The organism is Psychrobacter piechaudii (assembly GCF_900162825.1).
In the GTDB taxonomy this organism is placed as follows: Bacteria; Pseudomonadota; Gammaproteobacteria; order Pseudomonadales; family Moraxellaceae; genus Psychrobacter; species Psychrobacter piechaudii.
Genome location: NZ_FUGE01000019.1, coordinates 1 through 25,131 on the forward strand (window position 1 = coordinate 1; position 25,131 = coordinate 25,131).

The following is a 25,131-nucleotide window of genomic DNA, read 5'->3' on the forward strand; positions in this document are numbered from 1 at the left end:
CCTTTGGTGTACTCACTTAGATCATAAGCACTAAAAAACTTACCGGTACGTTTTAGATGCTCAAAACTTAACGCATTGACATAGTTCCACACGAAGTTCACTGAACCGCTTAGACGATTCAGCTCTTTTATGTGTTTGTTTTTAATGCGTAGCTTGAGTGTTTTCATATGCTTAGTATGGCAAGATTAATTTTAGCTTACAACCCTTTAACGACTTCTTACGACAGTGTGTGTCGCCTTATATCCACCCCCTGAAGTGGGTGGTTTTACGGCGACTGGTGATAAACTCTTTGGTTGAGTCTTAGCTCCTCTTTGTTATCTTCATTTTCAGAAAGCGGTCGAGTAGCATCATAAGCTTCTATCGTAATTCTGTCGGGCTGAATACCATGATTTAAGATAAGATAGTTTTCAACATACTCTACCCGTTCTTGAGCCAAAGCAGCATTGTTAGTGCTCTTTTCATAATTACTGATATGACCTTCAAAAAGCACTTTAGACTCTGGATACTGCTTCATAATATCTGCAACTCTGTCTAATTCTATTAGATCTTCTTGAGTTAACTGATTACTTCCAGCTTCATAATAAGCTCTATACTCCATTTTTAAATCTGTTCCTATAGGAGTTGGTGGGCAACCCTGTTTATCAACCACTATATTCCACGGTGTATTTGGGCATCGATCAATACTATCTGGTACCCTATCCCCGTCACTATCTAATTTATTCGGATCGGTGGGAGTAGTCACTACAGCTTCTGGACTAGGCGCCGACACAGTTTGACAACCCACTAATCCTAAAACGCTTATGCTCAAAAATGTTGCCGCAATGATTGGTAAAGTTTTCATTTAAAGCCCGCTCGCCTTATTGGTAAAGAAGCGCATTAACGGTTTGATTTTACCCACCCGGTACATGCCCTCACTGCGCAGCTGCTGTACCGGACGTAATGCCGCAAAGTCACCAGCGAACAGCCAGTTCATGAGTGAAAAACTGTGCATCATCACACTGTTATGAGGACGACGGGTGCGCTCATAGCGACGTAATGTGGCAAGCTCACCCCAACACCTGCCACCACTACGCTGATAATCCTCGTTCAATATATCAACCAAAGCTGACACATCAAGCATACCCAAATTCAGTCCTTGACCCGCCAGCGGATGCACCCCATGCGCGGCATCTCCGACTAATACCAAGTTATCTTTCACATAATGCTTCGCTTGTTGCGCATTCAGCGGGAAACTCGCAATAGACTCAAGCTGCTCAATATCGCCTAAAGCATACTGACTGGCAGCGGCAAGCTCAGCTCGTAAAATATCAGCAGTTTCTGGAGAGCCCTCCTGGTTTAACTGTAGCAACTCAAGCGCTCTATTGCGTGGCAAACTCCAAACCACCGACTGCCAATGCTGCGGATTGGCTTTGTCTTGTTCAGTGACATCAGCCAATGGTAATAGCGCCAGAGTTCCGGTAGGTAGCATCAACTGACGGGCGGTAGCTTTATGCGGCTTCTCGGTCTTGATAGCACAGCAAATGGCGGTTTGATTATAGTCCAAAGTATCAAGGCCAATACCAGCCTCACGTCGCACCAATGACCCACGACCATCAGCCCCAATTAGCAGTTTACCTTGTAGCTTATCGCCATTATCAAGATGAACCTGATAGCCTTGCTCGCTGCCTAACCAATCCAGCATAGTAACTTTATGACCAGCAACTAAGGTCAGATGCTCTTTGACATCATCAGCGGCCATTCTTTGATACAAGGCTTGTTCAATCACAAATGGCTCGACCATAGACCCCAATAACTGAGGTACCATTTCATCACCGAAATTCAGCTCACCCTTGCCATCTTGTTGCCACACCTGCATCTGAGTGTAGTCAGCTTTACGCCCTGATTGGGAAATAAGTTGCCAGGCACCGACCTCTTTTAACAGCTCAATACTGGCAATACTTAACGCAAACACACGAGCATCACGCTGCTTTAGCCTATCTTGCCACTGAGCCTCACTCAGCTCTGGACGTGCATCGATTAAAGTCACTTTTTGCTGCTGCTGTGCTAATTTCAATGCCAGAGTAGCACCGACAATGCCGCCGCCAATGATTAGGGTTTGTGTCGCAGTTGTTGTCGCCATAGAGCCGCCCAATGTTTCAAATAAAATCAGTTAAAAGTAAAATCGTTGCCATCCAAATCTTGAAAATTTAAGACTTTAGACCCATCGCATAGTTAGCCACCAACGGCTTGACATTAGGTAGCTTGTCAAAGGCAATAAGCGCTACGTTACGTGCCAGCTTCACCGCTGGATTGGGATGAGTAAAGCCATGTACTACCGCATCACAGAAACGAATAACTCGTTTTTGATCTTTTTGACGGGCACGCTCATAAGCTTTTAGCATCTGGGGATCGCCAATATCTTCTCCGCGCAGTACTTGGTTGCCCAGCATTTTTGCCAGTACATGAGCATCGCGCATACACAAGTTAAAGCCTTGTCCAGCAACTGGATGCAGGGTGTGAGCAGCATTGCCCATAATCACTATCCGGCCATCTACCTGACGCTCTGCCAATACGCGGGTTAGAGGATAAGCTCCACGGCGACCGGCTTCAATAAAGGTACCGGCCCGCTGACCAAACGCTTTTTGTAACGTCGCCATAAATAGCGCATCATCTTCCAAATATTGCTTTTCTTCACCGCTTTTACAGACCCAAACCACGGAGCGACGGTAACCGGCCTGCACTGGGTCATTGCCATCGCCGTCTGCATCCGTTAACGGCAATACCGCCAAAGGTCCTGCCGGGCTAAAGCGCTCGATAGCAACGTGCTCATGCGGCTTATCGGTCTGTACCACACCAACGATAGCGGTTTGACCATAGTCATAATCTTTAGTGCCAATATCTAACAGATTACGCACTGTCGAATCTCTACCATCACAGGCTACCAAGAGATCAGCTGTTAAGCTCTGCTGCTTCTCAGTATCGGTATCATAAGTAAGCGTCACTGACGTCGCTGACTGCTCAACTGCAGTAACATTTGCCCCATCAATCAAGTCAATTAAGGGACTTTGTTGCACGGCCAATAACAGCTTACGACCCAGCCAAGCATTCTCCATCACCTGCCCAAAGGATTCTACATTTTCTTCTTCTTTATTCAGCTGAGCATAACCAAAGCTGCCCTGCTCGCTGACCTGAACCGAATCGATACGGCAAGCATGGCTTTGTAGCTGATCCCACAAGTCGATTTCTTGATAAATCTGTACCGTGCGTCTCGATAATGCGGTATTGCGACTGTCTAAGTAATGGGTTCTTTTGGCATCTTCTTTGGGGCTAAGTTTTGGGTATTTTTTACGCTCTACTATGCTGCTAGCAATGCCTTGAGCCGCCAATAATAAAGCAAAAGACAAGCCCACATGACCGCCCCCTGCAATAATAACGCTTTGCTCAGTTATCGCATCTGAATTATTAAAAGCTGTCTTTTCTGTTTGATTTGTCATAAACCTACTCTTGTTAATTTTATTGTATTAATTGAAATATGCTATTCATTGAAACGGCTGAACTTTATTGTTTTATTAAATGAAATAGTTGTTTTTAAGCGTAGTTATTTTTAGGCACTGTTTTTGTAGATATAGTTTTTAAACCAATTTTTAGGCCAAAACTTGTGCCTTTATAATTAATATTTTCTTATTTAGTATCTTATCATGTTACCTTAATTATCAAGCTTATCATCATAACCTTTAAGTAGTATATTGCTTTTACTGTATCTTACCTTAAACTCTAATAATATTTAATCAACTTGTCGCAACTCTCTGGGCTTTAGCAAATTAAAAACTGTGCTTTATTAAATTACAAAAATCGACCTACTGCTTGGCTACTATCGCTTGAATTTCATTATTTAACGGCCATAATAAATACATAGTTTTAAAACCCAAATAAAAAAAGGATCCTCACTTGACTGATACCGTCACACGAAAAATTAATCTTGATTTTTTAACTTCATCACAATTGAAAATCTTGGTTGGCGAATACAATAATAACCTTAAATACATTGAGGAACGCCTTGGCATTCATATCAATCAACGTCAACACAAGTTTATCTTAGCCGGTGACCTGACAGCGGTAGAACGTGGTGACTTTATTTTAAATAAGTTGGCCGATGAGGCTCAGTCTGAAAAAGACATTGCCCCGCAAGAGCTTCATCTTATTATTCAGGCCAGCATGTCTCGTGATTTTGATAGTTTTGCTAGTCCTGAGAAAGTTGAAGATGAGCAGGATTCAGAAGAATATGCGTACGATGCTGAAGCCAATTATGACTCTATCGCGCTAAAAACCCGTAAAGGGAAAATTATCCCACGCGGTGGCAACCAACAGCGTTATGTCCAACGTATCTTAACCTCTGACGTCTCCTTCGGTGTCGGCCCTGCCGGTACTGGTAAAACCTATTTGGCGGTGGCTTGTGCAGTTGATATGCTAGAGCGCAATGAAATCGAACGCATCTTACTGGTACGCCCTGCGGTAGAAGCGGGTGAAAAGCTGGGCTTTTTACCAGGCGATTTAACCCAAAAAATTGACCCTTACTTACGCCCTTTATATGACGCCTTATATGAAATGCTGGGTTTTGAAAAAGTAGGCAAGCTAATTGAAAAGCAAATCATTGAGATTGCTCCACTGGCCTACATGCGCGGTCGTACTTTGAATAACTCATTCGTTATTTTGGATGAGGCACAAAACACCACCCCTGAACAGATGAAGATGTTCCTAACCCGTCTAGGCTTTGGGTCGCGTGCGGTTATCACCGGTGACGTAACACAAGTGGATTTACCCCGAGGCCACAAATCTGGTCTGGCCCAAGCCATTCAAATCTTAGGTAAAATTGAAGAGATTCATATCACTAAATTTGACTCAAAAGATGTGGTGCGTCACCAGTTGGTGCAAAAAATCGTCGAGGCTTACGGCGCATGGGATGAAGAACAAGAGGCCATTAAAGAAGCTCGTAAAATAGCTCGCCGAGAAGAACAAGAACGCAAACAAGCTGAAATGGATGCCAAATAATAGCTTTTAAAACAAGCTAAAAAGTCCAATTTATTAAAGCTTAATTTGTTAAAGAGTCGGATAGTCTTATCCGGCTTTTTATTTCTTGCATATCAATCTTTTGGTGCCAGCTGACTTTAAATACTAAAATATCGTTACCAGACTAAACTGCTCTACTCTTTTAAATGGGATTGATTATGACCGACTCTATTATGCCTATCATTGATATCAGCACCTCGGAAGCTGTGGCAAACGAGGTGGCTGATAAGTTTTACTCACCTGATCACATTGAGCAGGTGCTGACTACTACTTTAGACTTTATAAGCACTCAGTCCATTACCTTGCCATATTTTGAAGAGGTAGATGCTGAAACTTGGTCACAGAAGCCAAAGCAATTGGGCGTTTACCTGACCGATAGTGTTGAAGGGCGTGAACTTAACTTGGAAGCGCGTAATAAAGATTATGCTACCAATATCTTATCTTACCCCAGCGATCTACCAGCTTTTATTGTGACTGAAATGCCAGAAATTGCTCTTGGTGAACTGATTATTTGTCATGAAGTGGTCGAGCAGCAAGCCAGTGAGCAACACAAAACGGTAGCGGACCACGCAACCCATCTACTGGTTCATGGCATTTTGCATCTATTTGGCTTCGACCATGAATTGGGGCAAGCTGAGCAAGATGAAATGGAAGGGTTTGAAATTGCGATTTTAGAAAAGCTGGGGATTGCTAACCCTTATATTGCCAAATAGTCATTACCTTTACTCTATTATTTTATCAGTCATATAAAGTCCACTATACTTTTTAAAATAAACTATAAGCGCATTATGGCTACATTGTCTTTTTAACTTATATTATCAAAAAGACTTGAAAAAAATAAAGTTATCCGCATATATATAGGTAAGAGAGACACTTAGATGTCACATAGTAAACCATTAACTATAAGGATAATAATATGACTAAATTAGTAACTAGAAACTCGCTTTTTGATAGCTTATTTGATGAAATGGCACCCAGCTTCTTAATGCGTCCCCTTCATGGTGATGCCCTACCAGCTGCTTCAAAGATTAAGATTGATGTCAGTGAAAAAGACGATACATTCTTTGTTAACGCAGAGATTCCAGGTGTGGCCAAAGAAGACATTGATCTATCAATTTCAGGTGATGTGGTTTCAATCAGTGCTGAAATTTCTCAAAAAGATGAACAAAAAGAAGGCAATAAAGTGCTACGTAGTGAGCGTTACTTCGGATCAGTCTCACGTAGCTTCCAGTTACCTGAAAAGATTGATGTAGATAAGGCAGAAGCCTCATACGAAAACGGCGTATTACAACTGTCTTTACCGAAGCTTGCGAGCTCAAGCAGTAAGAAGCTTGAAATTAAATAAGTCATTGATTAAATAAATCAGTTCTCTTATTTGGAAGGGGCGCATGAGTAAATCATGCGCCCCTTTTTTATGAGCTGCCTATTTGCCGTTATCAGGGAGTTGGTACTTATTATTAAGGGCAAACTATTGGTTTAAAAACAGACTCTTTCTGCTAATATATGCGTTTAGATTTTTTTATATTTGAGCAGCCAAACTATGTCCCTAAAGCCCCCTTCTTTGTCCTTTATCCCCTTTGTATCACCCCTTACCTGTGCAGCTCGATTTTCAGGCTTCTATTTGCTGCTTTCTAGCAGTCTAATATTAGGTATGAATGCCAGTCAGGCGGCACAGGAAGCAACCATTAGTCTCGATAATCAAAAGTTTAATGCTTGTTTAGACAATCTGGTACAAACCGGTCCTTTTTCTGGAGTGAGAGACACTTTTAATCAGTATCGTCCATTACAAGGCGATCCCAGTGTGCTGGAATCTTTAGACTATCAGCCTGAATTTGCCAAAGAGCCATGGGACTATTTGGCCAGCTTAGTCGATGAGGAACGGGTGATTGATGGGATTAATGCCAGCGAAAAATATGCGGATATTTTGGCCAGAATCGAGTCAGAATATGGGGTTAACCGTTATGATGTGCTTGGCGTCTGGGGGGTTGAATCAGACTTTGGTACCAAGCTTGGCAAAAAGAATGTGGTAGATTCGCTAGCCACTTTATCTTGCTTTGGTCGCCGTCAAAGCTACTTTCGCGGAGAGTATGTCAGCGCTTTAAAGATTCTAAAGCAAGGGGATATATCCAAAGAAGACTTTAAAGGTTCTTGGGCGGGCGCTTTTGGTCAAACTCAATTTATGCCGTCTACCTTTTTGCAACTGGCACAAGACTTTGATGGTGATGGCCGAAAAGACTTGGTGAACAGTCAAGCAGATGCCCTAGCTTCTACGGCTAACTTCCTAAAAAACAGCGGCTATCAAACAGGCCAACCTTGGGGCTATGAAGTCCGTTTGCCCACCTCTGTTAATGCCAAAAATGACCGTAAGAATAAACAGCCCATTTCACATTGGAGCAGCTTAGGAATAACTTTGGCTGATGGTAGCCCTCTGCCCGAGACATTGGCCTCAGCAGGGTTGTTTTTACCGTCGGGCAAAAACGGCCCTGCCTTCTTAGTAGGTCGTAACTTTGATTCTTTTTATGCTTATAATGCTTCAGAAAATTACGCTTTAGCCATTGCTCACTTATCGAAGCAGATTGAGAAACAAGATACCAATATTGAGTTTGCTACTCCTTGGCCTACGGATGACCCAGGCTTGAGTCGTAAAGAATCTCGTGAAGTTCAAGAGTCATTAAATTTATTAGGCTATGATATCGGAGAGGTAGACGGCATTATCGGTGACGGTACCCGCCGTGCTATCCAAAAGTACCAAGCGGATAACGGTCTTGAACCTGATGGCAAAGCTGGTAAAAAAATCCATCAGCATCTTATGGACAGCTCAGCACAGCTAAGGCAGGCCGCACAGCAGCAACAGGCTGAGGATGGCTCTTTAGATTCTGAATCGTCTATCCCTACTGGGTCAAATAGCAGTGCCAAAGCTTCTGAGGCTAAGTCTACTGCTTCAGGTTTCTTTGAAAACAAAAGTCTTATCGCTATTGCCATAAGCTTACTGATTCTTCTGGCTATCATCCTTGTTAGTAAAAGAAAACGCTAGCAGCAATTAGTACGCTCTTTTATTTATGAGCAGCTATGAGTTGCAAAAATAAAAAATCCAAGCCTAGGCTTGGATTTTTTTATGGAGCATTAACTGATTACTATGAGCTTAATTACTATTCGCTTAATAGTTATCAAAATACTCTTTTACTTCATAGTAGCGATCACTTAACAGCCTTGTGATACATTGCATTCTCACAATCTCTTGACGCGCCGGCTCCGCACTTCTTGCCTCCTCCACACAGACCTCATCACGCCACTCTACCCAATCTTTTTGATCATATTCTATGGAGTTTTGAGCTTCTTTAGAGGCTCTGCCCCACATTTTATTGAACTCACTGCGTTTATAGTCCATTTCTGCTTTAACTTTGGCTTGTTCAGCGGCAGTAGCAGCCATAGCACTGGCAGCAGCAGCAGCGGCTTTATCTGCAGCACTTTGTACTTCAGAGACCTTTTTCGCTTCTTGCTTAGCTTCTACCACTTTTTTGCCTTTAACGTTATTTTTCTGATCTGCATCAACCAGCACATAGGCCAAGAACATAGCTAAATCATTGCCATTTTGAGGCTCAACAAAGATCACTTCACCATCATCAGTAGGCTGTACTGAGTATTCCATCTCATAGCTTACGGTATTGGCATCAAGCTCAATGTCTTGCTGATAGGCATCTTCTTGCACATCAAATTCACCATTATATTCTCTGGTGACATCTGCGTTTTGGATAACCTTGCTAGGAATCATTACCGTCAATGTGCCCTTACAGAAGTTTTTAGTGCTTTGAGGGTCGTCTTGAGAAGTGCGAATATGATCCAAATTCATCTTTAATTGGTTGATACCAGCACGAATACTAGAGCCAGAAGTGGGTCTATCGAACGAAGCTGCATAGCCTTTGGCGCTAGAGTTGATCGCTTTTTGCATAGAATCAATCACTAAGCTTTGGGCATCTGGATTCGAGCATTCAATTTTACTTTTACCTCCAAGCCCTACATCAGGCACTTTATCGCAGCCTACAAACAATAATGCAGAACTTAATAGAGCAATTTTCGGTAGATTCTTATACATAGGCTATTTCCAATTTAGAATAATTAACTCACCTAATAACACATTAATAAAACCAATTTAACAATATGACAATATTATAGTAACAAAGATTGGATTTTTAAGAAATAGTCTTTTTATTACAAGTAATAAATAATAAAAAGACCCTGCTCAGTTGAACAGGGTCTTTCTACTTACCAATCTAGCTAGCCGATCTAGATTTGCGCTATATTTATTAGCTTATTGTACAGCCTAATCAGACAGCCCAATCAGACAGTCAAATCAATTAGCCTTTAAGTCTTTTAACTGATTTTGAATTACAGCCTTTGTAAAGGATTTTGCTGCTGGCATCTTGAATGTTAATGCTAGAGTTATGATAGTTATTGAGACGCAAAGCATTACTCATAATGCTGAAGTTGTCTTCATCGCCAAATACTGTATCGACGGTGTCTGAGCGGCCTAAATTAATAGGTAAAAATCTATCTTTACCGTTTAAATTGGCTTGAGCATAAGTCGGTAAGTTTTGCTTGTTAAAGCCATAAGTTACGCTGATTTTATTTTTACCTTGGCAACTGTAGTTTACTTGTCTAACTTTAGTCGCTGAATCATAGCTGGTTGCAGGATCCATCACTTGATCTGAATAGGCCAGTGCTGAGCCTGAGGTTAATGCAGCTGCTAGTACTGCAGCAGAAGATAATACAGTGGTTAATTTTTTCATAATAACGCCTTTTTTGGAAATTATAACTATAAGGAAGAAGGAGAAATACCCTTCTAATAACCAAATGCTACTGTTTAAATATCTTTTGCCCTAAGCATTTGGAAGATATGGATATATTAAAACCATAAGATTTAAGTTGCTATTATTGCATAGTAACTTCTATATATTGTTTTGTTATAACATAACATTAATTGTAATATAGGAGTTTTCAAATATCAATATAAGGTTACTGCTTACTTAATTGACTTCCTCCCTTCGCTAAACCGAGGGGATTCCTACAGCTAGACGGTCAAGCCCGACCGCAAATCTTAGAGTTGGCTACCGCCTTGCAAGTCACACCTTGCGTCTAAGATTCTCATTTCAAGCTAACTCTACTGTTAAGATTGTCTATTGACACGAGTCAGCTTGAGAGTGTGTTTGAAAAACCATCTACCAGTTAAGACACTGCGTACTCGCAATTTAACTGTCCTAGCTGTTTTTTTTTAGACGGTTTGATTTAACAGATTTTTCATTCTAGCAATTATGTCGCCTTATATCCACCCCCTGAAGTGGGTGGTTTTACGGCGACTGGTGATAAAAAACCGCAAACCTATTTGCTTGAAATCTATTTATCCAATACCTGCTTAAAAGCACTGACCTAAAATTAAACTGTCCCTAAATAAAAAAACCTTGCCAAATTAATGGCAAGGTTTTTTGGTCTAAACACTTGATTTAAATCATTTAGCTATAAAAGCTAACATGAAAAATTAAAGTGTAAAAAAAGCTTATTTAGGATGAACCATATCAGCAGGGATTACCCACTCATCAAACTGTGCTTCAGTCATTAAACCAAGCTCTACGGCAACTTGTTTCAATGTCTTATCTTCTTTATAGGCAGTCTTAGCAATTTTCGCTGCGTTTTCATAGCCCACATGACGGTTTAACGCCGTTACTAACATCAGTGAGTTGTGTAAGAAATCATCGATTTTATCTTTAACGGGTTCAATACCTACCGCACAGTTCTCATTGAAGCTGTTACAAGCATCGCCCATTAGCTTGATTGACTGTAATAAGTTATAAGCGATAACTGGCTTATAAACGTTCAGCTCAAAGTTACCTGACGCGCCAGCGAAGCTGATAGTAGTATCGTTACCCATTACTTGAGCTACGGCCATAGTCATGGCTTCAGACTGAGTTGGGTTTACTTTACCTGGCATAATTGAAGAGCCTGGCTCATTCTCAGGAATGGTCAATTCGCCCAGACCACAACGTGGGCCAGAAGCTAACCAACGTACGTCATTGGCAATTTTATTTAAGCTTGCCGCTAGAGTTTTTAATGCACCTGAAGCGAATACTTCAGCATCACGTGCTGCTAGTGCTTCAAATTTGTTTGGTGCAGTTACAAAAGGTAGGCCCGTTAGTTCTGCTAATTGCTCAGCTGCTTTTACTGCATAATCTGGGTGTGAGTTTAGACCGGTACCTACGGCTGTACCGCCTAATGGTAATTGATATAAGCCTTGTAACGCATTGTCGATACGTACTAGCGCATGGTCTAGCTGGCTTACGTAGCCGCTGAACTCTTGGCCTAAAGTTAAAGGAGTCGCATCCTGCAAGTGAGTACGACCAATTTTTACGATGCTGTCGAACTCTTTGGCTTTTTTGTCTAGGGTGTCACGTAGCGCTTTAACCGCTGGGATTAACAGGCTGTTGATTTGACGAGCAGCAGCAACGCGAATAGCGGTTGGGAAGCTGTCGTTAGTAGACTGGGCATGGTTCACATGGTCATTAGGGTGTACTGGTGAATAAGTACCACGCTCAGAACCCGCGATTTCGTTAGCACGGTTGGCCAGTACTTCGTTCATGTTCATGTTTGACTGGGTACCAGAACCGGTTTGCCATACTACCAATGGGAACTGATCAGTAAGGCCACCATTGATCACTTCGTCAGCAGCTTGGATAATTAGGTCGCGTTGGCTTTCTTCGATACGGCCAAGGCTTGCGTTGGTAATAGCTGCAGCTTTTTTAACCAATGCCATTGCTTCAATCATTGGGCGTGGTAGAGTTTCGCCACCAATCTTAAAGTTTTCACGGCTACGCTGAGTTTGAGCGCCCCAGTAAGCGTCGCTAGGTACTTCCACATTACCCATGGTATCTTTTTCTATACGAGTTGACATAATGTCTCCTGTTTTTTTATATAAAACCTAAAAGAATTTGTTATGGTATTAATGACATTGATGACTCAGCTTACCAATACAGTAGGACTGAGTGTAATATAGCGTAAATATGATAGCATGACTTGATATCAAACGCATTGCTAGCCGCTGTTTTTCAATGGCCTTTTTTTGATAGCTTTTTTAGTAGTGTACAGAGCCCACATCCTAGGCACTCATCTTAGATTTTTACTATAGCTATTTTTGACCTTAATTATTATAAATGAAACTATGAGCAATAACCCTTCCCGCCGCGAAATTAATCGTCAACGCCGTTCACTAACCGAACCACAACGCCGTAATTTGGCTTCAATGGCTTTTTGCCATTTATCGAAGCTGACCCCTCGCCTGCCCAAAAACGCAAAAGTGGCTATTTATTTGGATGACTTTGGCGAGTTACCGACCCAGCCCTTATTAAAATGGTGTCAACGCATGGGCTACAAAGCTTATATGCCAGTGATTAATACCCTTGGTAAAGACAATAAGCACATCCGCTTTGCGCCGATTGAGCATACTAAGCTGATTAATATTCCCACCGTGCGCCATCCTTTTGGTATGCAAGAGACCAAACACCGTCGGCTACTGTCAGCCGATGAACTTGATTTAATAATCTGCCCCTTGGTAGCCGCTGATGAGCAGGGCAATCGTATGGGCATGGGCGGCGGTTTTTATGACACCACAATGGCTAAATCTTATCAATATAGCAGTTCAAAAAATCACCGCAAGCACCCCTTACGTGTTGGGTGGTGTTATGAGTTCCAAGTGGTGAATAAGCTACAGACTCAACCCTGGGATGTGCCGCTAAATGCGTTGATTACCCCCAAAAAAATACGGTGGTTCTCATGAGTAAATCGCCTCAATCAAATGACAGTAATGTCAATATAGACCCTGTCGATGCTGAAAACATTGTAGATAATCTGGACAGCTCTAGCGCTGATAATGTGGACCGTCATTTGCAGACTTTAGAGAACACTGCCATCTCTGCCCCTCAACGTCAGCTATCCCCTGAGGAGCAGTTATTTACAGAAGAAGAACTGGCACGCTTGATTAATCCTGACAGACTCAAAGCCTTGATGAGTAATGGCGATGATTTTCTAGGCTATTTAACCGGTGAGATTGATAAGTTTGAAGACTAAAGGTTAATAAGCAGCCCCCTAGTCCAAATTACTTTTACAGCGTTTAAAAACCAAAAAAGCGAGGCAGATACTCTGTCTCGCTTTTTGGTTAAGTCTTGAATATACAGCTTTAATTACAGCACCATCGCCGCAATCCAACCAAACGCCAATAACGGTAAGTTATAGTGTAAAAAGGTGGGAATGACACTGTCTTTAATGTGGTCATGTTGACCGTCCACATTAAGACCGGACGTTGGGCCTAGCGTTGAGTCAGAAGCTGGAGAGCCTGCATCCCCTAACGCCCCTGCTGTACCGATAATGGCCACAGTGGCCAGTGGTGAAAAGCCCATCGCCATACATAAAGGCACATAAATGGCTGCAATAATCGGAATGGTCGAAAACGATGAGCCAATACCCATGGTCACAATTAAACCAATTAATAACATAATAAAGGCTGCGATACCCTTATTACCGGCAAACAGATTGGTTGCGCCTTCGATCAACGGAGCAATCTGATCGGTGGCTTTCATCACTTCAGCGAAACCTTGGGCGGTAATCATAATAAAGCCAATCATCGCCATCAGCTTAATGCCTTCATTAAACACGCTGTCCGCTTCGTTCCACTTCACTACCCCTGTGGCCATAAATACCCCAAAGCCAAATAACGACCCTAATAATAAAGAATCGGTATAAAGCTGGACCAAAAAGGCGGTCACAATCGCCAATAAAGCAATTAAGGTTTTGCCTTTACTCGGCGCATTCGCAGCCGTTGCTGCTTGAGTCAAGGCATCGCCCTGACCCTGTGGCGCAGTATAGCCATTACTTTCATTAGACAGTGAGGTCGATAGGTTATAGTGACGAGGCTTACGATAACTGATAAATACCGCGGTCAATAAGCCCACTAACATCCCCAGTGCTGGAATGGCCATTGCCTTCATTACTGAAATATTTTCAACATTTAAACCGGCTTCGCTGACGTTTTTCAGCATGATTTGCTTCAGGTAAATCTCACCAAACCCATAAGGCACGAACATATAGGTGGTCACCAAACCAAAGGTCATCAAACAAGCCAGCAGACGTCTGTCGACTTTAAGACGGTTAAACACCATTAATAAAGGCGGGATAATCAAAGGGATAAAAGCAATGTGAATCGGAATTAAGTTTTGACTGAAAACACTCATCAATACCAAGCCAAAAAACAGGGCCCATTTGATAGAGCCAGAGCCTGCACTTTTCTCATTGTTAATACGGTTGATACCCGCATTAGACAGAGATTGAGGCAACCCAGAATGGGCAATCGCCACCGCAAAGGCCCCTAGTAAGGCATAAGACAAGGCAATTTGCGCCCCATTTTTAATCCCTTCTTGGAAGGCTGTCAAGGTAGCATCAACCCCTAAGCCACCGACTAAGCCCCCTACCATTGCCCCTATCAGTAAACTGAGGACAACGTGGACTCGGGCCAGTGATAGACCTAACATCACTACCACGGCCAATAGTACCGCATTAATCATAATTTATTCCTTATAGAATAGACTGGTTATTTAAGCCAGTGGCTTTGGCATAAATCTTTCTTCTATAAAAGTTGGTTTTTGAGTAGATAGCACCCATATCATTGGTTAATGATCATCAGTCACTATCAAGTTTGATTGCAAAAGTTATTTGTTTTCTTAACTAGCTACTTTAATACCCTATGGTTTATATAGCGCTGGTTTTAAAATAACTATTCTGTAAAAGTAGCGTTACAAACTGTCTATTCTAACCGATTTTTGTTTTATAGGTCATTGTACAAAGACTATCTGGTTCAATTTAACTTGCAATTCTCATCTATCATCACCATTTAGTAAGTCATAGCATAAAAAACTTCTGAATAAGAGGTTTTATGGCACACGATAAGGAAAAAATATGAGTAAATCCGATAAAGATTATGACAGTGATTTCGAGCAACTGGTTGATGACCAAATGGACAATAACCAAGTGGACAATGAAATACAGTCTACTGAAACTGAGGTTGCCCAAGATGCTGACATAACTACAGATTTTGAGCCAACGGATGCGGCCCCAACTACTAAAGACAAGGCACGCACTTTGCCCCTATTGGCTCTACGCGATGTGGTGGTCTATCCACACATGCAAATTGCTTTATTTGTGGGTCGTGAACCTTCAGTGAAAGCGATTCATGCTGCTCAAGAGCATTTCGATGATATGGTCTTGGTTGTGGCACAAAAAGACTCGCTCAGCGAAGACATCGAGTTAGATAACCTATATCAGTATGGGACGGTGTGTCGTATCGTAAGTACTATGCCACACGACAGTGATGAGAACTGCATCAAAGTCCTGATTGAAGGTGCCTATCGGGCCAAACTAGACAAAGTCACGGATACAGGTGACATGTTGCATGGTGAGTTCACCCCGAGTGAGATCCACTCACCTATGGGTGAAGAACAGCAGAAGAATACTATTGAAGCTTTACGCAGCTTATTTTCGACCTATGCTGAGTCACGTCTGCGCAATAGCCGCGAACTGATTCGTGTCGCCGATCGTATTGAGGACTTGTTGGAGTTGGTATATTTCATTGCCACTCGTGCCTCTCTGGATTTAGAAGATAAGCAACTGTTACTAGAAAAAGATGACATAGCAGCGCACATCAATACTCTAACTGAGTATTTGGCGAAACAGACTGCAGAACAATCTATTGAGCAAGAGATCCAAGAAGCGGTGCGCCGTCAAATGGAGAATAACCAACGCGAGTACTTCTTAAACGAGAAGTTGAAGGCCATTAAAAATGAGCTTTCTGAAATCAGCGATGGCTCTTTTGATAGCGAAGATGACCTAGAAGAACTAGAAGCCCGTTTAAAAAAAGCGGACTTGCCAGAGGATGTGCGCAAAAAAGCTGAGCAAGAATTTAAAAAGCTTAAAATGATGCCACCAGCCTCAAGTGAATCTTCTGTGGTACGTAATTACATCGACTGGATTCTGGATACGCCTTGGAACAAAGCCAGCAAGGTTTCAATCAAGCTAGATAAGGCCGAAGAAGTATTGGATGCTGACCACTATGGTCTGCAAGATGTTAAAGACCGTATCTTAGAGTATTTAGCGGTGCAATCGCGTGTGAAAAAGCTGCGTGGTCCTATCTTATGTCTTGTGGGCCCTCCAGGTGTGGGTAAAACCTCTCTAGGGGAATCTATTGCCCGTGCTACCGGTCGTAAGTTCGTCCGTATGGCGTTAGGCGGCGTACGTGATGAAGCTGAGATTCGTGGTCACCGCCGTACCTACATCGGTGCGATGCCCGGTAAAATTGTACAGTCGTTGGCCAAAGTTGAGGTGAAAAACCCGCTGTTTTTATTGGATGAGATCGATAAGATGGCGCAAGACTTCCGTGGCGACCCAGCTTCTGCGCTACTTGAAGTACTAGACCCTTCACAAAACGATAAATTTAATGACCACTATTTAGACTTGGATTTAGACTTATCCCAAGTGATGTTTATCTGTACTGCCAACAGCATGGACATTCCGCCTGCGCTGCTGGACCGTATGGAAGTGATTCGTCTGCCGGGCTACACCGAAGATGAAAAAATCAACATCGCCGAGAAGTACTTGGTGCCCAAGGCCATTAAGCAAAACGGGCTAAAAAACGATGAGATTGAAATTGTGCCGGAAGCTCTGCACAGTATCGTTCAGCGTTATACTCGTGAAGCCGGTGTACGTAATCTCGAGCGCGAAGTGAATAAGATTTGCCGTAAAGTGGTCCGTGAGTCTATCGAGAAGTGCGGAGTTAAGCCTTCTAAGAAGACTAAGATTGAGACCGTAGTAGTTGATGCAGACAACATTAGTGATTACCTTGGTGTGCACCAATACGACTATGGCTTAGCCGAGGAAGCTCCTGAAGTGGGACGCGTAACGGGTCTAGCTTGGACTAGCGTTGGTGGTGAGCTGTTAACCATCGAAGCCATTACCATGCCTGGCAAAGGGGAATTTATTTATACTGGCTCTCTAGGCGATGTAATGAAAGAGTCTATCCGAGCCGCTATGAGCGTGGTTCGTGCTCGTGGTGAACTGCTAGGTATCGACTACGAAACCTTTAAGTCCAAAGATGTGCACGTGCATATGCCTGAGGGGGCGACGCCTAAAGATGGTCCGTCAGCAGGTATTGCACTGACCACAGCGCTTGTGTCTGCAATGACAGGTATCGCTATTCGCTCTGATATTGCTATGACAGGCGAAGTAACACTGCGCGGTAAGGTCCTACGTATTGGCGGTCTAAAAGAGAAGCTGCTAGCCGCACACCGTGGGGGTATTAAGCACGTATTGATTCCAGCTTCCAATGAACGTGATCTGGTAGAAATTCCCGATAATGTGAAAGAAGGGCTAGTCATTCAGCCAGTATCTACTATTGATGAGGTGTTGGAAGTGGCTTTGGTTAAAGCGCCTGACCCTCTGAAGCCTACCAAAGTTACCGTAGACACCACTAAATCTACCAAAGCTTTACGGAGTTAGTTACAGCGCTAATTAGATTTACAGTGTTTCATTCAAAAAAAGCCGCTTTTTATAAGCGGCTTTTTTTATACTGTTTATATTTGAGCATATTTAAACAAAATGCCTTATGAGTGTATTTACATTTTATAACGTATTGCAACGTTTCCGCTAAAGGTTTTACCTCTGCTATCGCTATAATTAAAAGGCTAGCTAAACAGTATTCACCATAAATAAATAATATTTACCATGAATTTGTATTAATAATTAAAGCTAGTTTATAAAAAATAAGCTTGAAACAACTCAAATAATTAACAACTTCCAAAAGCTTATTAAAGGCTATAAATAACAATATAATTTAAAATAGGAGTATTTATTAATGAAAAAATTACTTACCACCTCAGCGATTTTAGCCTCTGCACTGGCCTTATCGGCTTGTCAAACCACCCCGACTAAAGGCGATCTTCCTGCCGAAGTACAGCCTGTTCTGCAAGCTCAAATGCAAACAGTAGATGTGAGTCAAGCGCATCTTGGCAAAATGTATTTACGCCCTATACAAGGTGGCGTCCAAGTATTTGGTGAATTAACAGGTTTAAATCCTGGCTCTACCTATGCTATCCATATTCATGAAAATGGGACTTGTGCCAATAAAGGTCAAGATGCAGGCGGTCATTTTAACGCCTTAAATAAACCACATGGTCATCCTAGCAGTATGGAAAGCCATGCAGGTGACCTACCCAACATCACAGCTGATGCCAATGGTGTGGCGAGAATGAACTTTGTGCGTAAAGATATTTCAGTAGATCCACGCGTGGCTAACACAGTTCACAACCGTGCCTTTATCATCCACGCTGGTGCCGATGACTATACTAGCCAGCCTGCTGGTAACTCTGGTGATCGTATGGCCTGTGGTGTGATTGAAGCTTATTAATCTGATATCTCTAAACAGTTGATATCTGATTTTATTTAAATGTTGATATCTGATTTTATTTAAATATAGGTTTCGATATCACTAGTTTAGATTAGTTTTTTGAGCATTCAACGCTCTATATTTAACGTCAGTTTCTATATTAGAAGCTGGCGTTTTTTATCTTCAGTGCAATAGTTAATAATGATACCTAAACCGATCATCTTATACGACAAGTGGTGTCGTATAGCCGCTTTAAACCTCTATTAAGTTGATAACAATTTGCTATACTTACCGTATAGGATCCACTGTTATTATGATGCACTGCATAAAAGACTGAAACTAACCCTTTATTAAAAATATACAAAAAATGCTAATATAATTTATTAGTGCTACTAAATTATAATTTAGTCTTTATAATAACCATGTGATTCACTAATCCTTCATTTTAAACCAAAAACTATTCTTATTTAAAACTTCAATCTTTTAACCAAATTATTTATTACTTATATTAGGACATCATTATGGATGACAACAAAGCCAAAGCGTTAAAAGCTGCCTTAGGCCAAATCGAAAAGCAATTTGGTAAAAATACCATCATGCATTTGGGCGATAACTCAGCCACGCTAGATGTAGACGTGGTTTCTACCGGTTCATTAGGCTTAGATATCGCTTTAGGTATCGGTGGCCTGCCAAAAGGTCGTATCATTGAGATTTATGGTCCAGAGAGCTCGGGTAAAACCACCCTTACCCTACAAGCCATCGCTGAATGTCAAAAACAGGGCGGTACTTGTGCCTTTATCGATGCTGAGCATGCCTTAGACCCTATTTATGCTCGTAAATTAGGCGTGAATACTGATGACTTGCTTGTTTCTCAACCTGATAACGGTGAGCAGGCACTTGAGATTACCGACATGTTGGTGCGTTCTGGAGCACTAGATATGATCGTTATTGACTCGGTCGCCGCCCTTACTCCACGTGCTGAAATTGAAGGCGAGATGGGCGACAGCCACATGGGTCTACAAGCGCGTTTAATGAGTCAGGCGCTGCGTAAAATTACTGGTAACGCCAAACGCTCAAACTGTATGGTTATCTTTATTAACCAAATTCGTATGAAAATTGGCGTCATGTTTGGTTCTCCTGAGACCACTACTGGTGGTAACGCCCTTAAATTCTACGCCTCAGTTCGCTTAGACATTCGCCGTATTGGTGCCGTGAAAAGTGGTGATGAAATCATTGGTAACCAGACCCGCGTGAAAGTAATCAAGAACAAAATGGCACCACCGTTCCGTCAAGCTGAGTTCGAAATCACTTATGGCGAAGGTACCAACCATTTGGCCGAAGTTATCGACTTAGGCGTAGAAATTGGCGTGGTTGGTAAAGCCGGTGCCTGGTACAGCTATGGCGATGAGAAAATTGGTCAAGGTAAAGCCAACTCAGTATTGTTCTTAAAAGACAACCCTGCCATTGCAGAAGAAATTGAGGCAAAAATCCGTGCTGAGAAGCTGGCTGTAGAACCTGAGAAAGGCAAAGAGACTGCCGACGATGTGGAAGTAGCTGAACCTGAAGCTGAATAACCTTCGTCTAAACATAATTCGCTTAAATATAAAATGCAGATTAAAACTTTAGCCCAGATTTTGGCAGAGAACGAGAAGGGAGAGAAAACCTCTTCTAACAATCAGTCAAAATCTGGGCAAGCAAAATCAAAAAGCACCCCTACTCAAACCGTATCACGGGCACAGATCTCCTCTGCCCGTGATTTTTCTGTGTCTAAACCTCAGGACAATAAATCTTCATACCCTATAACATCAAACTCTAAGAAAGCGTATTCTAAAAAATCAAACTCGAAGCAAAGTGATACGGATTATGAGCCTAAGCTAGATGGCTCCCCTGCTTCGTCCTCCTTATTTGAGGACACAGCAGATAAGCAAATAACTCGACCCAAAAAACGCAAGAAAAAAAGCTTCCACCCCGCCTCCCCTTACCAGCCCAAAACCAAACTGATTGAACCAGTCAAAGAAGTCGATCCCAATAGTATTAAAAGCTTGTTGGCACAGGTGAAAGCTGAGGCTGAACAGCGAGAGCAAACCGATTCTCCATTGGCTGAAGCATCAACTGATGCCTCAATCCAGACTTATAGCCAAGTTGAAACCGATAACTCAGGCATAGATAACCTACCGGCAGCGCTTAAAGCCTATCTAAAAACGTCTGAGCAGCGCCAAGCAGAAAAAGAGGAAATCAAAGCCAATAGCCGTCTGCGTTGGTTGGCTTTTTACTATCTTTCTCGCCGTGAGCATTCCGCTGGGGAGCTGCGTCAGAAGCTACTCGAAAAAGAGCAAGACCCCGATAAAATCGAGGAGCTGCTGCAAGAGTTTGCTGAAAAAGGCTATCAAAGTGACCATCGTACTGCGCTAATGCTCATTCGTGAAGGCATCCGTAAAGGCCGGGGCCGCTTACGCATTAAAAATGATTTTTATAAACGTAAAGTCGAAGTGCCGGCTAATATCGATGAGCTGATTGATATGGCGATGGAGGACAACGAAGAGTTTGTCGATATGTTGTCTAATCATGACTTAGTCGATGGTGTGGATTGGTTACGTCTGGCCGTTGAGGCTCGGGTCAAAAAGTATGGAAGCGAGATTCCTACTGAGCCAAAGATAAAAGCGCGCCAGCTGCGATTTTTGCAATATCGCGGCTTTAAACCAGACATTTGCTTTCAAGCCATTACCCATAATTTAGAGAGCCTGGAAGAGCGCTTTTAGGTGTGGTTTGGCTAATTAATAGTGTTCAGATGATAACCACCTGTTTATACCACTTTTTCTAGTCCAAGAAGCTCTAAGCCTGACAGTTTCGGCTCACCATTATTGCCATCTTCCGGAAACGGCAAACGCTCCCCGTTCAACTGATAGCCTCGGCGTTGATAATAAGCCAATAACTCTGGACGCTGACTTAAGATACTCATGGTTAGACGGGCTTTATGAGGATTGTCATCCGCTTTTAGATGACGCCCTGCAAAGGTTTCTGCCGCTTGTAAAATCTCATTTCCCACACCTAAGCCTTGTAAGCTAGGATGGACCGCAAACATACCGATATAGGCGTTATTTTGTTCTGCTTTGATGTCCACAGCAATACAGCCTAGAATCTTGCCGGTCTCATTACCCTGCTTGACTTCAGGGAAAGCAAATAAATAATGGCGTGGTGCATTGATAACTGCTTCAATTTCTTGTGCCGTGGTACGAATACCTTCGACCAAATGGGCTTCATTAGTCCAGCCCACATCTTCGCGATAGCATTGATTTAACAAGCTAAGTAAGGAGTCGACATCCTCAAGGGCAGCTTGACGCAAAAAAACATTGGGTCGGGACATATTGGGTTTAGACATAGTGGTATACTACACGAACTAGAGGTAAACAGTTTAAGATTATTAAAGCAGAAACTGAGCCTATTAGTAAACCTCTTAAGCCCTACATAAGCCATACCAATACACTGTTTTTAAATTCTTTTATTTTCTGAAGCTTATTATGATATCAGCCACCGCCCAAACACCCATTAGCCCTGAGCAAATTACCCAATTAACCGACTCTCGCCAATGGGCACAGCCTAACCCTGCCCTTATTTCTAGCGCCCGTTTTAAGCAAGCTGCTGCAGATTTTCAGGTCGATGAATTATTAGAGGTCGAGCTGTCCGGTGCCGGTGAGCATTTGTGGTTATTGATAAAAAAGAGTGGCATGAACACCAGCTTTGTGGCTGATCAATTGGCCAAATGGGCCAAAATACCTAGCCGTGATGTTGGTTACTCAGGGCTAAAAGATCGACAGGCAGTAACGACGCAGTGGTTTAGTTTGCGAATCCCCAAAGGCGAATTGCCAGAGCCAAGCTTTGACGAGTTTATCACAGCCAATCTGAACTCTGAGACTGAATCAGTACAAGTGCTCGAAAAAGCTTGGCACAGCAAAAAACTCAACCGTGGCACTCATAAGGCCAATAAGTTTGTCATCCGCTTAACCAACATTGAACTAAATCCCAAAGTTGCCGCAACGACTGCTGAAGCTGATGAAATATTAACCCTTATTGGCAAAGCAGGCGTGCCCAATTATTTTGGTGAGCAACGTTTTGGCCGCCAAGGCAACAATATTGCCAGTGCTTTAGAATGGTTTGAACAAGGCACCATCAATGACCGCAAACCGCACCCAAAAAAGAGCCGTGATTTGCAGTCGCTACTGTTATCCTCTGCTCGCAGCGCCATTTTTAATCAGATAGTCTCCGCTCGAGTTGAGCAAGATAATTGGAATAAAGCGCTTGAAGGGGATGTTTTTAATTTAAACGGTTCAGGATCGGTATTCACTGTTGAACAAATAGATCAGGAGATACAAGAACGCCTTGCCAGCGGCGATATTCACCCCACCGCACCGCTATGGGGTATAAAAAATGACAAGGTTGGCGGCGCTGCCAAAGCATTGGAACAACAGGTGGTAGCACAGAATCCTATCTTACAAAGACTGGCTCAGGGGCTTGAGAAAAAAGAGCTTAAAACCATGCGCCGTGCCACACGCTTGCCAGTTAGTAATTTAAGCTGGACTTGGCCTGATGGGCAAAGCTTGATACTACAATTTACCTTGCCAACAGGGACCTTTGCTACCAGTGTTTTGGCAAGCTTAGTAACGGATTTAACTCAGTAACCCTTCGAGAACTAAAGTTTGACCTTCCGCCAGACTTGGCACATCGCCAAGTTTGCGCCAAGGCATACTGCTACCATGAAAGTCACTGCCCGTCGACACTTGTAGTCCATGCTCAGCAATACTGCGATCGACCATACGCCGAGTGCTTAGGGGTTCGTCATTATTGGGTAACTCACAGCCATCACCGCCAAATTGAGCAAACTCAGCAATTAGCTTGCGCACTCGGGTCGCCGATAGATTATAACGGGTTGGATGTGCCAATACTGCTTTACCACCACAGCGATGGATAAGGTTAATGGTCTCCTCCATACTTAGCGTCTCGATAGGTACGTAAGCGGCTTTATTATCCGCTAAATACTTATCAAAAGCTTTTTGCATGGTCGGCACAATCTCTTGCTCTAATAAAACTTTGGCAATATGGGCGCGACCTACTGCATCCGGATTACCGTCTGCTTTTACCAGTACCGCTTGCCACATCTCATTAAAATCATGACCCGTTAGCTCCGCCATTTTCTCGACGATCATTCGGCCGCGATTACCACGACTGACTTGAATGTGGGTCAAAGTCTCATTCATTTCAGTAAAGTCTGTAAAGCCCAAACCTAGCACATGAATAATTTTGTCCTTGGCTTTATTTTTGCCATAGCCGCCGGTAAGCGTATGCTGACAACTGATCTCTACCCCGTTAATCAAAGTTATACCCAACTCTTCGGCCACCGCCCTGGCTTCTGGAATACCAGCTAAGGTATCGTGATCAGTCAAGGCAAAAATATCGATATTAGCCTCATTTGCTTTTTGTAAAAGCTGAGTCGGGGTATTACTACCATCGGAGCAGGTGCTGTGACTGTGTAAATCAATGCGTTTGTAACACAAGGATTGGGCGTTTTGGGTTGGAGTTATTTCTGTGAGGCTATACGGCATATTTTTATCTTTATAATTTGGTGTTTATAATTTGGTCTTTACAACAAGAAGGTTGTCTCACCAATATTGTAACGGTTATTACCTGCTATTTGTCGATATATTTCCAGACATTTTTTAGCTGATTTTTATAGTAATAGCCAAATTATAGAGCTTAGACAACTGCTTTGAGTCGGGTAAATCCAAGCAATATCCGCTTAAGTTTAAAGCTTCAATATAGCGCCAATGCTTTTTTTTATGGGGAATGGCGTGTAAACTATCGCCACAAGTTATCTCTCTTATTCTGTTAATTTATTATTGTGACTTCTATGAAAGCATTGTTAGATTTTATCCCCTTACTCGCCTTTTTTTATGTGGCGAAAACCCAAGGTGTTTTGGCTGGTGCTGGGGCAATCTTAATCGCCACTGTGGCCGTGGCAGCTATTCACTTGATGACACAAAGAGGTCGTCTGACTAAACAGCAAGTTGTGACCTTAGTACTGACCGTGGTCTTCTGTGGCTTAACGCTATTATTCCATGACGAAATTTACTTAAAATGGAAGTCAACAGTGATTAATGGGGTGTTCGCAGCGGCCTTATTAATCAGTGTATTGGTGGGTAAACCCTTGTTAGAGATGGCCATGAAGAGTGTCTTTAGCTTGACCAAATCAGGATGGAATAAACTAACTTTGGCATGGGTAGGCTACTTTATCTTGATGGCTGGACTGCAATATTACTTTGCCTTTTATACCAGCGAACAGACTTGGATTAACTTCAAAAGCTATGGCTGGCTGCCTTTCATGTTGGTGTTTATCGTGGGTCAGTTTGTTATACTTAAAAACCACCTTAATCCAGAAATCACCGACGACAAAACTAAAAAATAGCTTGCGCTTAACCTAGCTGTCTCAAGTTGAATTTTGGCCCTAGCCTATGGATTTAGCTTAGGGCGTGTCCCTAATTTGAAAAATACAGATAAAGCCTTATTTTAATCCTATATATCAACAAAATATAGGGAAACTCACACGATGGCGAGAACAGTAA

Annotated in this window: 21 protein-coding genes and 1 pseudogene; 12 read left to right on the forward strand and 10 right to left on the reverse strand. The window is 42.5% G+C overall.

Going from position 1 to position 25,131, the window contains the following annotated elements; genetic code table 11:
* From A1019T_RS13480 to A1019T_RS00135, 4 genes and pseudogenes are all read right to left on the reverse strand, one after another.
* Window positions 1-167: pseudogene (locus A1019T_RS13480) on the reverse strand (RNA-guided endonuclease InsQ/TnpB family protein); the annotation flags it as partial.
* Between the two features lie 98 nt (window positions 168-265).
* Window positions 266-841, reverse strand: coding sequence for an OmpA family protein (locus tag A1019T_RS00125; protein ID WP_077449889.1), 576 nt, complete (start codon window positions 839-841; stop codon window positions 266-268).
* On the reverse strand, window positions 842-2,119 hold the full coding sequence (locus tag A1019T_RS00130; RefSeq protein WP_077449890.1) for an FAD-dependent oxidoreductase: 1,278 nt from the start codon (window positions 2,117-2,119) through the stop codon (window positions 842-844). It lies immediately after the preceding gene.
* Window positions 2,120-2,186: 67 nt separating this feature from the next.
* On the reverse strand, window positions 2,187-3,473 hold the full coding sequence (locus A1019T_RS00135) for a UbiH/UbiF/VisC/COQ6 family ubiquinone biosynthesis hydroxylase (RefSeq protein WP_077449891.1): 1,287 nt from the start codon (window positions 3,471-3,473) through the stop codon (window positions 2,187-2,189).
* Window positions 3,474-3,927: 454 nt separating this feature from the next.
* Between A1019T_RS00135 and A1019T_RS00140 the strand changes: the two genes are divergently transcribed.
* From A1019T_RS00140 to A1019T_RS00155, 4 genes are all read left to right on the forward strand, one after another.
* Window positions 3,928-5,028 carry a PhoH family protein gene (locus A1019T_RS00140; protein ID WP_077449892.1) on the forward strand — a complete coding sequence of 367 codons (1,101 nt, stop codon included), beginning with the start codon at window positions 3,928-3,930 and terminating at the stop codon, window positions 5,026-5,028.
* A gap of 176 nt (window positions 5,029-5,204) precedes the next feature.
* The gene (gene ybeY / locus A1019T_RS00145) at window positions 5,205-5,759 is read left to right on the forward strand and encodes an rRNA maturation RNase YbeY (RefSeq protein WP_077449893.1); all 555 of its coding nucleotides are present in this window, start codon (window positions 5,205-5,207) and stop codon (window positions 5,757-5,759) included.
* A gap of 203 nt (window positions 5,760-5,962) precedes the next feature.
* The gene (locus A1019T_RS00150; RefSeq protein WP_077449894.1) at window positions 5,963-6,391 is read left to right on the forward strand and encodes an Hsp20/alpha crystallin family protein; all 429 of its coding nucleotides are present in this window, start codon (window positions 5,963-5,965) and stop codon (window positions 6,389-6,391) included.
* A gap of 306 nt (window positions 6,392-6,697) precedes the next feature.
* Window positions 6,698-8,080, forward strand: a complete 1,383-nt coding sequence (locus tag A1019T_RS00155) for a lytic murein transglycosylase (protein ID WP_077449895.1) — start codon at window positions 6,698-6,700, stop codon at window positions 8,078-8,080.
* 123 nt (window positions 8,081-8,203) lie between these two features.
* On the opposite strand, the gene A1019T_RS00160 is transcribed toward A1019T_RS00155, so the two are convergent.
* From A1019T_RS00160 to fumC, 3 genes are all read right to left on the reverse strand, one after another.
* On the reverse strand, window positions 8,204-9,139 hold the full coding sequence (locus tag A1019T_RS00160) for a DUF1311 domain-containing protein (RefSeq protein WP_077449896.1): 936 nt from the start codon (window positions 9,137-9,139) through the stop codon (window positions 8,204-8,206).
* 262 nt (window positions 9,140-9,401) lie between these two features.
* Window positions 9,402-9,833, reverse strand: coding sequence for an ACP-like domain-containing protein (locus tag A1019T_RS00165; protein WP_077449897.1), 432 nt, complete (start codon window positions 9,831-9,833; stop codon window positions 9,402-9,404).
* A gap of 764 nt (window positions 9,834-10,597) precedes the next feature.
* Entirely contained in the window at window positions 10,598-11,986 is a 1,389-nt protein-coding gene (gene fumC / locus A1019T_RS00170) for a class II fumarate hydratase (protein WP_077449898.1), read from the reverse strand.
* 267 nt (window positions 11,987-12,253) lie between these two features.
* On the opposite strand from fumC, the gene A1019T_RS00175 reads away from it, so the two are divergent.
* Both A1019T_RS00175 and A1019T_RS00180 read left to right on the forward strand, forming a co-directional pair.
* A complete protein-coding gene (locus A1019T_RS00175) occupies window positions 12,254-12,868 on the forward strand; it encodes a 5-formyltetrahydrofolate cyclo-ligase (RefSeq protein WP_077449899.1) in 615 nt (204 codons plus the stop codon).
* Complete coding sequence (locus A1019T_RS00180) at window positions 12,865-13,158, forward strand: hypothetical protein (protein ID WP_077449900.1); 294 nt, start codon at window positions 12,865-12,867, stop codon at window positions 13,156-13,158. Before A1019T_RS00175 ends, A1019T_RS00180 begins: the two co-directional genes overlap by 4 nt.
* A 113-nt stretch (window positions 13,159-13,271) precedes the next feature.
* Here A1019T_RS00180 and A1019T_RS00185 read toward each other — a convergent pair whose 3' ends face one another.
* Window positions 13,272-14,648 carry a Na+/H+ antiporter family protein gene (locus A1019T_RS00185; protein ID WP_208608003.1) on the reverse strand — a complete coding sequence of 459 codons (1,377 nt, stop codon included), beginning with the start codon at window positions 14,646-14,648 and terminating at the stop codon, window positions 13,272-13,274.
* 391 nt (window positions 14,649-15,039) lie between these two features.
* Between A1019T_RS00185 and lon the strand changes: the two genes are divergently transcribed.
* The 4 genes from lon (at window position 15,040) to A1019T_RS00205 (ending at window position 21,276) form a co-directional block, all read left to right on the forward strand.
* On the forward strand, window positions 15,040-17,631 hold the full coding sequence (gene lon, locus A1019T_RS00190; protein WP_244156478.1) for an endopeptidase La: 2,592 nt from the start codon (window positions 15,040-15,042) through the stop codon (window positions 17,629-17,631).
* 355 nt (window positions 17,632-17,986) lie between these two features.
* Window positions 17,987-18,538, forward strand: coding sequence for a superoxide dismutase family protein (locus tag A1019T_RS00195; protein ID WP_077449902.1), 552 nt, complete (start codon window positions 17,987-17,989; stop codon window positions 18,536-18,538).
* Window positions 18,539-19,038: 500 nt separating this feature from the next.
* The gene (recA, locus tag A1019T_RS00200; protein WP_077449903.1) at window positions 19,039-20,091 is read left to right on the forward strand and encodes a recombinase RecA; all 1,053 of its coding nucleotides are present in this window, start codon (window positions 19,039-19,041) and stop codon (window positions 20,089-20,091) included.
* Window positions 20,092-20,124: 33 nt separating this feature from the next.
* Window positions 20,125-21,276: a regulatory protein RecX gene (locus A1019T_RS00205; protein ID WP_077449904.1), complete on the forward strand. Its 1,152-nt coding sequence runs from the start codon at window positions 20,125-20,127 to the stop codon at window positions 21,274-21,276.
* 44 nt (window positions 21,277-21,320) lie between these two features.
* Here A1019T_RS00205 and A1019T_RS00210 read toward each other — a convergent pair whose 3' ends face one another.
* Window positions 21,321-21,896: a GNAT family N-acetyltransferase gene (locus A1019T_RS00210; RefSeq protein ID WP_244156479.1), complete on the reverse strand. Its 576-nt coding sequence runs from the start codon at window positions 21,894-21,896 to the stop codon at window positions 21,321-21,323.
* Between the two features lie 139 nt (window positions 21,897-22,035).
* Between A1019T_RS00210 and truD the strand changes: the two genes are divergently transcribed.
* The gene (gene truD / locus A1019T_RS00215; RefSeq protein WP_077449905.1) at window positions 22,036-23,193 is read left to right on the forward strand and encodes a tRNA pseudouridine(13) synthase TruD; all 1,158 of its coding nucleotides are present in this window, start codon (window positions 22,036-22,038) and stop codon (window positions 23,191-23,193) included.
* Here truD and A1019T_RS00220 read toward each other — a convergent pair.
* Window positions 23,182-24,114: a PHP domain-containing protein gene (locus tag A1019T_RS00220; RefSeq protein WP_077449906.1), complete on the reverse strand. Its 933-nt coding sequence runs from the start codon at window positions 24,112-24,114 to the stop codon at window positions 23,182-23,184. The genes truD and A1019T_RS00220 overlap by 12 nt on opposite strands.
* Window positions 24,115-24,419: 305 nt before the next feature.
* Here A1019T_RS00220 and ispZ point away from each other — a divergent pair, with 305 nt between their 5' ends.
* Window positions 24,420-24,974, forward strand: a complete 555-nt coding sequence (gene ispZ, locus A1019T_RS00225) for a septation protein IspZ (protein ID WP_077449907.1) — start codon at window positions 24,420-24,422, stop codon at window positions 24,972-24,974.
* Window positions 24,975-25,131 lie beyond the last annotated feature (157 nt).